The following is an 11,804-nucleotide window of genomic DNA, read 5'->3' as shown; positions in this document are numbered from 1 at the left end:
TCCTGCGGGAGCAGCGGGACAGGTGAGACCCCACAGGCGTTTACGCCGAGGAGGCTCACCGCCCGCCCCGCGGAAAGCGAGCATCTGGAGGGGAAATCAACCACAACTCACTACCTGGTAAATAGCAACAAAGTATGTGAAAACAGCCTAAAAAAAACACCTTCAATCTTGAAGGTGTCTCTCACTTAATTCTATTGAATTTTATAATATCTTCGCTCAGGTCTCCCCACTACCCCATATACGACTTCCGCTTTACATTTCTTAACGGAAATCAAGTATTCCAGATAGCGTCTCGCAGTTGTCCTGGAAGCACCGATCTGTCCGCTCACTTGTTCAGCCGACAAACCGATATCGCTTGCTTCGAGTACCTCTATCACCTTCGCCAAAGTGATTTCGTCGACCCCTTTCGGCAGGTCCTGCCCATCGTTCGATTCCAAAACGGATGAACCCTTTTTCAAAATGAGATCCACAAAATCCTGATCTATCTCTTGTTTGGATTTCATCAGATGGACTTTCTTCAGATACTCTTCGATAACTTGGTTGAAGCGCTTCATCTCCACTGGTTTAATTAAATAATTCTCTACACCATAGTGAAGCGCCTTTTCCAGTTGTTCTTTATCCGTTGCCGCGGTAATCATGATGATATCCACATTCGGGAATTTTTTCCGTATGTCCGGAAGGAGGTCTGTACCAAGCTGATCCGGCATATAAACATCAAGCAAAAGCAGATCCGGGCTTTTTTGTTCCAAGATCCGAAGCGTTTTTTTGGCATTGACAGCTTTTCCGACCACTTCTATTTCATCAAAGTTTTTCAAGAATTTTTCATGGATATCCGCTACACGAAAATCATCTTCTGCGATGACTGCTCTTATCTTCTGCATTCTTTCCCTCCTCACTGTTCTTTAGGAAGATAAACGGTGAATATGGTGTTTCCATCCTCGCTTTGAACTTCGATGATGCCGCCCAGCTCTTTTACGACATGATCAGCATTCGAAAGTCCATAACCACTTGGACTTCCGCTGTTTTTCGAAGTGAAACCCCGATCGAAAATATGGGCGATGGCATCCTCAGGTATTCCTTTTCCGTTATCACTCACTTCAAATACCATATCATTTCCGATATCTGTGGCGAAAAATTTCACGAGCGGCTCTTCCATGCTTGAAACCGCTTCAAGTGCATTATCGATAATGTTGCCTAGAATCAATGTTAGTTGTGACAATTTTATATGATCCGGCAGTTTCTCTAGGTAGCTTTGTGCGTCTATTTCAAAGATGATCTTCTTTTCCGATGCTTTCCCGATCTTGCCAAGTAACAGGGCTTGTACCTTTGTATCCTTTATCTGTTCGAACACGACACGGTTCAGGGAATGCAATTCGGATGTTTCGCTTTGAATCATATCGATTGCTTCATCATATTCCCCTAATTGTATCAATCCTGATAGGACGTATAGTTTATTGGTAAATTCATGGGTTTGTGCCCTTAAATCCTCTGAATGCATCTTCACTTCCGATAATGTGTTGACCATTTCCTCAATTTCCGTTCGATCACGGAACGAAGCGACAACACCGCTTACCCCTTCACTATCGAAAATCGGCGTACAATTGACGATAACGGATTTGTCTTCCCATGAAATCTCCTTATCCACTTGCGGTTCACCGGACTTCAGCACCTCGAATAAATATTTCGAAGGAAATAGGCCATCGACGTTCAAATGGCGAACGGACTCTTTAATATCCAGCAATTTTTTTGCCGGCTGATTCATCGAGGTAATCAGCCCATTTTGGTCAATGGCCAGAATCCCTTCTTTCACCGATTGAAGCACTGCATTTTTTTCTTTATATAAATTGGCGATTTCAAATGGTTCCAGCCCCAGTGTATCTTTACGTATGCTCCTTGCCAGCATATAACTGCCAATGATCGAGATCATGATGGCCACTAAAGATACAATCATCTCCTTGGACAAATCCTTGAAAATTTGGGCGCGGACATCGTCCACCAAAAAACCGACGGAGACGATTCCAATTATTTTTCCATCCTCATTGAATACCGGTGACTTCCCCCGAATGGAAAGACCGAGTGATCCTGCCGCTTCGGAGACATAATATTCGCCTTCCCGAATGGCCCTGCTATTATCCCCGCCTTCCATCCGCTTCCCAATTTCGGAAGCCAGCGGATGGGAATAGCGAATTCCCTCTGCATTCCCTACAACGATGAACTCAGCACCTGTTTCCCTGCGGATCTTTTCGGCAATCGGCTGGATGATGCCAGCGGGATCATCCGTCTCAAAGGCCTCTGTAACGGTAGGCATGAAGCTAATCGTCTTTGAAAGCTCCAACGCCAATTGACCTTTATCCTTCGCTATTTGCCTTCCTTCCATATAGGAAAAAGTAGTCGTCAATAACAGGATCAAAAACAGGCTCAACGATAAGACTAACCCGAGAATCTTGGTTTCCAGCGATACTTTCCTCATATTCAACAGCATCCTCTATTTTCATTTTCATTCACTAAATTTTATAGGAGCATAATGATTTTACCATTTCTATTAAATATTGAACATTGTTGGCCGTTTATTTCTCAGTGTCCTATTTAAGAAAACATGGACACGCCGATGACGGTGCGAAGTTCAAGGAGCAGTTGTTTTCCACCTTGTAATCTTAATAATGTTTTTCTTTGGACAATGCTGGTTCTGTCTTGAAAGCAAACCATCTGAAATATAAAATGCTCAAAGGAAACATCTCCTTTGAGCATTTTTTCAAAAACAGCTAAATGAATTGATTTGTCTTGTATCGATGCCAAAAATCGTCCAGAACCTGCCATTCCACCTGAAGCCGGCAACAGAACGCGGACCGACGAAAATGGGATAATACCAGAAACGTGCACCATTGTTTAGCCATATAAAAGTATTCCTGAACAGACAAAACGAAATCGCACCCGGATCTACGGCAAATGTTGAAGCCGACGTTATTTGCAGTTTTATCTCCGGAAATGGGGATATATCGACGAAATTTATTGTTTTATCTCCGAATATGGAGTTATATCGACGTAATCTTCTGTTTTATCTCCGAATATAGGGATAAATCGACGATTTCTATAGTTTTATCTCCGAATATGGAGATATATCGACGCAATTTATAGGTTTATCTCCTAATATGGAGATATATCGACGTTACTTGCAGTTTTATCTCCGAATATGGAGATATATCGACGAATTCTATAGTTTTATCTCGGAATATGGAGTTTATCGACGTTACTTGCTGTTTTATCTCCGGGATTCAATATAGCAATCTCCATAAATAGAAGGTTGCATAGGATTCCCAATCAGCCCACGCTTCCGATAGTTTCAGGATTTCCGCTTTCGTTGGTTTTGCTTCTGTTTGCATGAGCAGTTTCATGGAATTATGCAGCCCGACGTCATCGATGGGAAAGGCTGCTGGAAAACGCAAACAGCGCATCAAGACATAGTTCGCTGTCCACGGACCGATTCCCCGTATGTTGGTCAGCATTTTTTCAGCCTCTTTTACATCCTTTGCATTCAATAGCTTTTCTTTAGTAAGTTCCCCTTCTGCAATCAGTTGAGCAACACCTATTAAATATTCACACTTCTTTACGGTCATCCTCAAATCGGAAAAATCTTCTACGGTCAATTTCGCGATCGCATCAGGTGTCGGAAACAGCCAATATTGCTTTCCTTCGAATTCAACATATTCACCAAATCCCTCCACAAGCCTCCGTTTCAAGGTATAGGCATAAGTCAAGTTAATCTGCTGACCAAGTATTCCCCAGGCAATCGCTTCAAATAAATCAGGGATGCCCATATTTCTCAAGCCGAAGAATTGGCTTACCGGCTTTTGCAATAAAGGGTCCTTTTGGGCCAATTCATAAAAAGGAAGCAGATTTGTCTCAAGATCGAACCAGTGACGAACGTATTGGGAAACAGCATCCTTTACCTGATTTTCCATCGGGGCAGTTCGTCCTGGAAAACGAACGTTCAGCTCCGTTTCATTCAAAGCACTGATTTCTACTAAAAGTGTCTCGTTTTCGACAACAAGTGCTCGATAAATCTTTTGATCAACAATATCGAACAGACATTCATTGGAGGATCTTGATAAATATTTAAGATTTTCCGAAAAACTAAACTCTTTTGGTGCACGAATTCTCAATTCATTCATGCCTTCATCATTTGATAATGTCTCTTTCATTCTGCTCCTCCTATGTCCCGTTCCTTTTATTCTAATCAAAAATAAGTACGTTATCTTGCTCTTTCATTCAACTCCCTAATTTTAACAAAATTCATTGAACAATTACGTTATCTTGCTTTTATATTATCAAAATGTTTGTATATCAACCCTTTCTTGTATACTAAATGGAGAGGTGAATGTAGTGAATCCGAAAAAAGCAGATTTCCCGAATGAGTATTGGAAAGCTATTATAGATTGTGATGCAGCATATGATGATCATTTTTTATACGGGGTAATTACGACAGGCATCTTTTGCAGGCCCTCCTGTAAATCAAGGGTGCCTAAAAAGGAAAACGTGAAGATCTTCAAAAATGCCATGATGGCTTTGGAAGAGGAGTTCCGGCCTTGTAAACGATGTAAACCGGAAGGACTGAATGTGCCGACAGAAGAATGGGTTGAACAAATAGCCGAATGGATCGACACCCATTACAGCGAACCCCTCACTTTGAACAAATTGGCGGATATTTCCCACGGCAGCCCGTATCATTTACAACGATCATTCAAGCGAGTGAAGGGAATATCGCCCACTGAATACATTCAGCGGCTTCGCCTTGAAAAAGCGGTGTGGCTGCTGGAAACCTCCGAACTGCCGATAACTGAAATAGGCTTCGCTACCGGGTTCTCCAGTACGCCCTATTTCATGACGTTATTCAAAAGGAAAATGGGGAATACCCCTTCAGGATATAGGAATGCTTATCTCAAAACTCAAGCTTTGGAGCGTGAAGCAAATGAAGAATGATAAAAAACAAACCATTGACTGGGCCATATTGCATTATGATAAGTGGCAATTATATGTGGCCAGGACGGAAAAAGGGCTTTGCTATGTAGGCTCTCCCGGTCAAACGTATGAAGAACTGAAGTCCTTGATGCAAAAACGCTTTCCAAATGCGAACCTTGTTGAAAATAAAAAAGCATTAAATCCCTATCTAAAAGAACTACAAGAATATTTCGAAGGAACCAGGCAGACTTTCTCTCTTCCCGCAGATATAAAAGGCACCCCCTTTCAACAAGAAATTTGGGCAGCGCTGAATCAAATACCCTATGGACAAACCTGTTCCTATTCCGATATTGCCCAAATCATCCAAAGACCTGCAGCTGTTCGGGCGGTTGGTACGGCCATTGGCGCCAACCCAATTCTGATCACGGTGCCATGTCACCGGGTTATCGGAAAAAACGGGGCCATTACCGGCTACCGTGGAGGTACGGAGATGAAACGATATCTACTTCAATTGGAAGCACAATCTGACCGCAAAAAAAGCATCCGGCTATAAGGATGCTTTTTTGCGTTTTTGTTTTTTAGTACCAAATAGTCACCGCTTTATTATAGGCATCACTATTTGGAATCGCATGGATCCCTTGGGCCTGTGCTTTGCGCGGGTCATAATCATATACCATTGGTGTATAGCATGAGGTCTGCCCGATATTCACAACACCATTGCCCCCGGAACTTGAGCATGTATAGGCCTTACCATCAGTACTTCGGACGATTCTCGCATCCGCTTCATGATTGTATACGGCGGGGCGTGTTACGGTCACTTTTGCCCAGGCGGTTTTACACACAGTGCTGTATTTCAATTCTACGTACGAATTGGAATCGATCCATTTTTTATCCTTCGTTACCGCCGAATTTGCACAACTATTATAGTATGGACTTTTTCCATCATAGGTGTGTGTTTCTGCCAGTGCTTGATTTTTTCCAAATCCAAAGTCGACAATAAACATCGACAGTGTCATCACCATGGATAAACCTATCATTTTAAGCTTTTTATTCAATTCATTCATCCTTTCTTTGCAAATATATAGATGAAGGTTTTTCTTTTTTCATTAATACCAGTCGGTTTCACCTGCGGTATATGGCCAAAAGGCTACCGCTTTTGCTTTTCGCGGATCTAAATCATATACCATCGGTGTATAGCATGACGTTTGACCTTTATTTATTTCACCATTTCCTCCAGGAGATGCACAGCTGAATTGTTTATTATCAGTATTGCGGACAACCAATGCCGTTGCCTCACCATCTTCTTTAGCCGGTCTGCTTAGAGTGATCTTCGCCCAGGCGGTTTTACAGACAGTACTGAATTTCAACTCCAAATTGGCAGAACCGCCATTGGCATAAATTTTCACCGACTTCTTCGTGACAGCGCTATTCGCACAACCATTATAGTAAGGACTTTTTCCATCATAGGTGTGTGTTTCTGCTGAAGCTTTGCTCGCAAAAGAATCAAGGGAGCCAAAAAGGACTAAAGAAGCTACAAAAAATGAAATGCATAAAACCATTTTTTTCATTATTTCACTCATCCCCTTAACAAAATTTATACACTGTTCATCTTACAATTTTGTAATATTCTTACAAGTGATAAATTCCCTAGTTCATGTAATACTACATCCCCGCCCTTACGTTGCAGCCTGGCATCATCATTACAATCTGGTGTGTCTCGCTTTATCAGCTGAATCATCACAGAGACAAAGTCATTATCCCTATGAGCCATTCAGGACAAATAAGGTAACAACTAAGAACTTATGCGTATCAAGCTGGAACAAAACGAGCCAATAGACTGACGTTGATCAGGAAAGATACAGGTCGATATACTTAATGTTTTTTCAAGAAAAAAGAAAAGCCCCGACAAAACACGAATCGTTTTGTCAGGGCTTTATTTTCATTTAGCGAGGTTTTCTCTGATTAATTTAATGATGCTATTATAATAGGAACGATCATGCGGAACGAACTCACTCCGTCCTACAAATCGATCGATCATCATCCTGCGGCCTTCGTGATTCATTTCAAATCCCTTAATATTCACTTTGTCCTTCGCTTCTGTCCAAAGCTCTTCGAAGTCAGTCAGCACTACCTTCACCATCCCGGAAACCTCTTCTGGCTGCAGGGTGAAATCATCGAAGCCATGTGTACGTTCATATAGAAAGACGTTTGCCAGTTCTTTATCGATGAAACCTTCTTTCGTTTGATGGTATTCAATAATCCCTAATGGAACCAACTCGTCAAAGGAAACGTCAATGCCTAGCTCTTCTTTAATCTCCCTTACTCCGTCGTATACCGTTTCATGAGCCAATAAATGGCCGGCAGCCGTAATATCCCATAGATTCGGATAATCTTTTTTCATCGCACAACGATGCTGAAGATATAGGTAATCCACGCCCGCTTCCGAACTTGCGAACCAGCAATGGAAAACCTCATGCCAATGTCCCAATCTATGTACTTCCTCTCGCGAAGCCACGCCGGTTTGAATGCGATTGGAATCGAAAACTTTCAACAACTCAGTTTCCATTGGAGCTTCACTCCCAGCCCTTTTTTATAAAAAACAGCTTCAGCCTTTTTCTTTTCTCCAATTTTTCGGGTTTAAATAGCCTTTATATTTAGCGGCCACTTCTTTCCCGACCAAAAGTGCGCCTGCCCAAAACATCACTTCCGCAAAGACAATAGCACCTGTTATGACCCCAGCCTTAACCGCAGTCGAAAATGGCGTAAAAGGAGCTGCGACAGGAATGATCCAAGTGAGAAGGGAAATGATAAGGAACCCCATCCCTACTTTGTAAAATCTCGATTTCTTTATTTCCTTACTTTCTTTATCCAATTAAATAACCTCCGTCATGATGATTTTCATTTAATTACCCCGCCGAACAAATATACCATTGAATGTATTCTTTTTTTATACGTTTGAATGTTCATTTCGTTTCATAAATTTGAGAAATAAAGATATTCCATTTGAGGAAAACTATTAATGAATTGACTTTACGATTTTTAATGGATTTAATATTCATATAACACTTGCATGCAGGAAAGGAAAATCCAATGTACATTGAATTCATTGCCACAACGATAGAAGATGCCCTAATAATCGAAGAATCGGGCGCAGACCGAATCGAGCTTGTCAGTTCTTTAGCCGAGGGTGGATTAACTCCAAGCCACGCCTTGATAGAAGCTGTCGTCAATTCAGTGAAGATACCAGTCAACGTGATGGTAAGGCCTCACAGCCAGTCTTTTTGCTATACGCAAAAGGATTTGGAAATCATGAAAAAAGATATCCAAATCATTCGATCACTGGGAGCGAACGGGGTCGTATTAGGTGCATTAAATGAAAAAAATGAAATCAATCGGCCATACCTCGAAGAACTATTGACCGTATGTGAAGGTTTGGAGATTACATTCCACCGAGCCATCGATGATACACACGACCCTGTCATTTCAGCTGAAATGCTAGCACAATATCCAGAAATCACAACGATATTGACCTCAGGCGGGCATGGGGATTTCCCTAGCCGCATGAAAACGATTCAACAAATGAAAAGAGTCTGCGGCGACATAGCCATACTGGTTGGAAGCGGATTGAATAAGGATAATATCCTTTCTATCCATTCCGAACTGCATACCGGTCACTATCATTTCGGTACGGCTGTTCGAAAAAACAACAGTATCATCGAAGGAGTTACATTAGAAAAAGCTAAAGAAATCGTAAACTTGCTAAAGAAGTAATGTTGAAAGGGACCATTTAACCGGTCCCTTTTTATGATGCAGAGCTTTTTTTTTGTAAAAAGACCGAATCCCAAAACCAAAAAAACAGTGCCGCTAAAAGGCTGATTGCATAGAAATTCTTTGTAGTTAAAATATCCATGCTGAAGTCAAAATTAAGCACCGAACTATAAATGAATACGGCCGGCAAAGAGAAAAAAATATAAAGGCAAAAATAGTTTAAACTGAATTTTTTAGGATGTTTATTGAAAAGGACCTGTACCGGAACAGCAAATAATAAATAAGGGATAACGACATAAGAAGAAATCACGATAATGCCAATCACTCCCCAGGTACCCAGGCTGAATACAACCAACACCGTGGAAAGCGACAGACAGGAAGAAGCTAGACTAAAAAAATAATAAGGAATCACATCGCTTAGCTCCGAAACCTTTTGACTGATTTTCCAAAGTTCCATTTAACCAGTACCTCGCAGTCTACCATAATATAATGGGAATTTTTACATAATCATTATACTATATAAAATGGAGGTGTTTTTATTTTTGGAGCTATATATCGAGTTATTCGTGTTTCTGGCCATCATCTTTTTAATCGTCCTTTCCAATAGTTTCATACCCTGGTTGGTGAAAGCCGCCATTGTCGTTTATTACTCTGTCATTTCCTATATCTTCATTACCACAAAAAATAAAATTGATGAACGGTATGAAAATATCACTCCTGTGCCTGACGCCTACTGGGATAAAAATTCAGCCTGGGTTGACATGATGACTGGTTATTATTCATGGTCCTTTTTAATCATTCTCCTGTTCATTTATTTTAAATGGTTCACAAGTGTGAAAAGTAAGGAAGCGAAGGGATGGGTACTAATTAGTTTCATTCCATCTTTGGCCGTTTTTTTACTTTTCATATTCATATTCAATTTTTCATACGGGTATAGACCATAGGGGTTGGCTATTACCTGATATCCAGCTCCAATAAGAAGGTTGCCGGAGCAACCTTCTTATTTTGAAATTTCTTAATCTTGAGATTTAATTTTTGTTAGCATCAGCAAAATGCCCCATCGCATCACACATGAATTTTGCCAATCCTTCACCGTATTGATCGATATTTTTGGTGAAGCGTTGATCGTCCACGTACATTTGACCCAACCCTTTGAAAGCATCCAGCGAGTATGTGCCGAAGTTATTGTTCAAACAATCATACCATTCTTTAATGGCCTCTTGTGCCTCCTCCGACTTAGGCGAAGCATCTCGGATTGCCGCAAGTTTTAAATAGATCTCCGATACAACTTTCTGTGCATCTTTGGACATGCCCGCCACTTTAGCCTTCGACTCATCGACAGCTTTATACCCCCAAAGCTTGCGAGCCTCTTCTTCATATGGATTCTGACTGAAGTCAAATCCTTCAAATTTCTCTTTATTCGTCATCTGAATTTCCCCTTTCATATGCTTGATCGATTTTTCGACCGTCTTAATTAATTTATCGAGCTGACTGCGTTTCTCCAGTAACATTTTTTGATGTTGCTTTAACGCATCTTGTTTATCAAACGAAGAGCTGTTTACCATTTGTTTTATTTCCTTTAATGGCATGCCAAGTTCCCTGAAAAACAGGATTTGCTGCAACATCTCAAGATTATCATTCGAATAAAGCCGATAACCTGCATCGGTTATTTCCTCCGGCGATAATAACCCGATTTCATCATAATAATGCAGTGTCCGCACACTAATGCCAACCAAATCGGCTAGCTCCTTCACTTTCATTGCCACTGCTTCTTACCTCCTTTCGATATCATTTACATTAAGGTATCACGCAACGTCAGAGTCAAAGGAAAAATGAACATTTCCCGCCCAAATATAAAAGACGATCCTTCCTAATGAAGAATCGCTGTTGGTAGAGTTCTCTCTTTGTAAAAGCTTCGGATTAAAGTCAAATCCAATTTACTTGTCCGCTATTGATGTTCATGCACTATGTAGTAAATTTCCCATTACTCGTGAGTTTTACGCTTTTACTCGCGAGTTTGGCGCTTTTACTCGTGAGTTTTACGCTTTTACTCATGAGTTTCACGCTTTTACTCGTAAGTTTGGCACTTTTACTCGTGAGTTTCGGCTTTACTCGTGAGTTTCGCGCTTTTACTCGTGAGTTTGGGCTTTACTCATGAATTAAACATCCTTCTACCTCCAATGATCGGGAATGCTTAATGAGTGCGGTAATTTTGTCTTCGTGTCGCCTTTAGCCGAGTTAATCTGTGCTTGTGTGATGAAGAAACTACCAGTGAGATCGGCACCGCTTAAATCGGCGTCCCTAAAGTCTGCACCGATCAGGTCCGTCACTCTCATGTCGGCTTCCCTGAGGTCGGATGCAATAAGCAAAGCCCCTCTTAAGTTCGCTCCCCTAAGGTCAGCACCTCTCAATTTTGCACCGATCAGGTCACTTCCCCTGCCTATTTTGTTCGGCTTTTTCTTATTTTTCTTAAATGAAACCTTTGCACGTACCATTTCACTTGTGCGCAGGAGTAAATCGTTAACGACCGTTCTATGAGCTGGTACATTCAGGTCCATGATAGACTTTGGACTTTGTTTAGTGAGATATTCCGTGTCTTCAAAAGCGCCATGCAGTTCTCGGTGAAGAGGTTGCGCATCTTCTAAATTCAGTGCTTCATTTAAGTAGCAAAGCATTTCATGGAGTTGTTGCATAATTGGAAAAACTTCGAACATTTCCTTTGCTGATGCTGGGTTGTCCCTCCAATCGTTTCCATCATAGGTGAGCTGGGATACCTTTTGACCGGCACCGAAGCATTCATATACCGTGCAGCCTTTATACCCTTTTGCTCTGAGGTTTTCATGGATGCCGCAACGATAATCGGATTGAAGGTTTGAACATGGTGTACCTCCATCTTTATCAAATGCAAAATCAGCAGACTTTGCATATGGCAGGGCTACACAGCACAAACCAAAACAATTCTCACAGTCTGCACGTAATTGATTATGGATACTATCGTTATTCGTTAATCGCATTCTTACACTTCCTTCTATTAAAAATTGGTTCTATAAAACCAATCTTTTCATACTAGTAGATTTTTT

16 protein-coding genes and 1 pseudogene are annotated in these 11,804 nt (G+C 41.2%); 5 read left to right on the top strand and 12 right to left on the bottom strand.

All coding sequences use genetic code 11. From position 1 onward, the window contains the following. Positions 1–189 (top strand): hypothetical protein (locus tag AC1DIV_RS18365; RefSeq protein ID WP_477577099.1); only part of this gene is annotated, 189 nt, incomplete at its 5' end. A gap of 2 nt (positions 190–191) precedes the next feature. On the opposite strand, the gene AC1DIV_RS18360 is transcribed toward AC1DIV_RS18365, so the two are convergent. The 5 genes and pseudogenes from AC1DIV_RS18360 to AC1DIV_RS18340 form a co-directional block, all read right to left on the bottom strand. Further along, positions 192–881, bottom strand: a complete 690-nt coding sequence (locus AC1DIV_RS18360; RefSeq protein WP_048683166.1) for a response regulator — start codon at positions 879–881, stop codon at positions 192–194. 11 nt (positions 882–892) lie between these two features. After that, the gene (locus tag AC1DIV_RS18355; protein WP_072273434.1) at positions 893–2,470 is read right to left on the bottom strand and encodes an ATP-binding protein; all 1,578 of its coding nucleotides are present in this window, start codon (positions 2,468–2,470) and stop codon (positions 893–895) included. Positions 2,471–2,586: 116 nt separating this feature from the next. Then, positions 2,587–2,817, bottom strand: a complete 231-nt coding sequence (locus AC1DIV_RS18350) for a hypothetical protein (protein WP_477577097.1) — start codon at positions 2,815–2,817, stop codon at positions 2,587–2,589. Next, a pseudogene (locus AC1DIV_RS18345) lies at positions 2,753–2,962 on the bottom strand (collagen-like protein); the annotation flags it as partial. The pseudogene AC1DIV_RS18345 and the gene AC1DIV_RS18350, both read right to left, overlap by 65 nt. Positions 2,963–3,272: 310 nt before the next feature. Then, positions 3,273–4,199 carry a DNA-3-methyladenine glycosylase family protein gene (locus tag AC1DIV_RS18340; protein ID WP_477577095.1) on the bottom strand — a complete coding sequence of 309 codons (927 nt, stop codon included), beginning with the start codon at positions 4,197–4,199 and terminating at the stop codon, positions 3,273–3,275. Positions 4,200–4,380: 181 nt separating this feature from the next. Here AC1DIV_RS18340 and AC1DIV_RS18335 point away from each other — a divergent pair, with 181 nt between their 5' ends. Both AC1DIV_RS18335 and AC1DIV_RS18330 read left to right on the top strand, forming a co-directional pair. Then, positions 4,381–4,977 carry a bifunctional transcriptional activator/DNA repair enzyme AdaA gene (locus AC1DIV_RS18335; protein ID WP_477577094.1) on the top strand — a complete coding sequence of 199 codons (597 nt, stop codon included), beginning with the start codon at positions 4,381–4,383 and terminating at the stop codon, positions 4,975–4,977. Further along, entirely contained in the window at positions 4,967–5,509 is a 543-nt protein-coding gene (locus AC1DIV_RS18330; RefSeq protein ID WP_251541917.1) for a methylated-DNA--[protein]-cysteine S-methyltransferase, read from the top strand. The genes AC1DIV_RS18335 and AC1DIV_RS18330 overlap by 11 nt, the downstream gene beginning before the upstream one ends. Positions 5,510–5,534: 25 nt before the next feature. Here AC1DIV_RS18330 and AC1DIV_RS18325 read toward each other — a convergent pair whose 3' ends face one another. The 4 genes from AC1DIV_RS18325 to AC1DIV_RS18310 form a co-directional block, all read right to left on the bottom strand. After that, positions 5,535–5,978 (bottom strand): DUF2690 domain-containing protein, encoded by a 444-nt coding sequence (locus AC1DIV_RS18325; protein ID WP_170946930.1) that lies wholly within the window; start codon positions 5,976–5,978, stop codon positions 5,535–5,537. Between the two features lie 84 nt (positions 5,979–6,062). Continuing rightward, complete coding sequence (locus AC1DIV_RS18320; protein ID WP_477577092.1) at positions 6,063–6,524, bottom strand: YjfA family protein; 462 nt, start codon at positions 6,522–6,524, stop codon at positions 6,063–6,065. Between the two features lie 371 nt (positions 6,525–6,895). Beyond that, complete coding sequence (locus tag AC1DIV_RS18315; protein ID WP_476109479.1) at positions 6,896–7,522, bottom strand: NUDIX hydrolase; 627 nt, start codon at positions 7,520–7,522, stop codon at positions 6,896–6,898. Between the two features lie 39 nt (positions 7,523–7,561). Further along, positions 7,562–7,828 (bottom strand): transporter suffix domain-containing protein, encoded by a 267-nt coding sequence (locus AC1DIV_RS18310; RefSeq protein WP_034309540.1) that lies wholly within the window; start codon positions 7,826–7,828, stop codon positions 7,562–7,564. Positions 7,829–8,046: 218 nt separating this feature from the next. On the opposite strand from AC1DIV_RS18310, the gene AC1DIV_RS18305 reads away from it, so the two are divergent. Next, positions 8,047–8,727: a copper homeostasis protein CutC gene (locus AC1DIV_RS18305; protein WP_202186343.1), complete on the top strand. Its 681-nt coding sequence runs from the start codon at positions 8,047–8,049 to the stop codon at positions 8,725–8,727. A gap of 31 nt (positions 8,728–8,758) precedes the next feature. Here AC1DIV_RS18305 and AC1DIV_RS18300 read toward each other — a convergent pair whose 3' ends face one another. Next, the gene (locus AC1DIV_RS18300; protein ID WP_477577091.1) at positions 8,759–9,181 is read right to left on the bottom strand and encodes a UPF0715 family protein; all 423 of its coding nucleotides are present in this window, start codon (positions 9,179–9,181) and stop codon (positions 8,759–8,761) included. An 85-nt stretch (positions 9,182–9,266) separates the two neighbouring features. On the opposite strand from AC1DIV_RS18300, the gene AC1DIV_RS18295 reads away from it, so the two are divergent. Next, on the top strand, positions 9,267–9,668 hold the full coding sequence (locus AC1DIV_RS18295; RefSeq protein WP_477577089.1) for a hypothetical protein: 402 nt from the start codon (positions 9,267–9,269) through the stop codon (positions 9,666–9,668). An 84-nt stretch (positions 9,669–9,752) separates the two neighbouring features. Here AC1DIV_RS18295 and AC1DIV_RS18290 read toward each other — a convergent pair whose 3' ends face one another. Both AC1DIV_RS18290 and AC1DIV_RS18285 read right to left on the bottom strand, forming a co-directional pair. Continuing rightward, positions 9,753–10,490 carry a MerR family transcriptional regulator gene (locus tag AC1DIV_RS18290; RefSeq protein WP_477577087.1) on the bottom strand — a complete coding sequence of 246 codons (738 nt, stop codon included), beginning with the start codon at positions 10,488–10,490 and terminating at the stop codon, positions 9,753–9,755. Between the two features lie 405 nt (positions 10,491–10,895). Beyond that, on the bottom strand, positions 10,896–11,738 hold the full coding sequence (locus AC1DIV_RS18285) for a pentapeptide repeat-containing protein (protein ID WP_477577085.1): 843 nt from the start codon (positions 11,736–11,738) through the stop codon (positions 10,896–10,898). Positions 11,739–11,804 lie beyond the last annotated feature (66 nt).

Source organism: Peribacillus sp. 05N428, from assembly GCF_056397085.1.
Note: the sequence above shows the minus strand (reverse complement) of the source record. Positions and strands in the feature narration are given on the sequence as shown.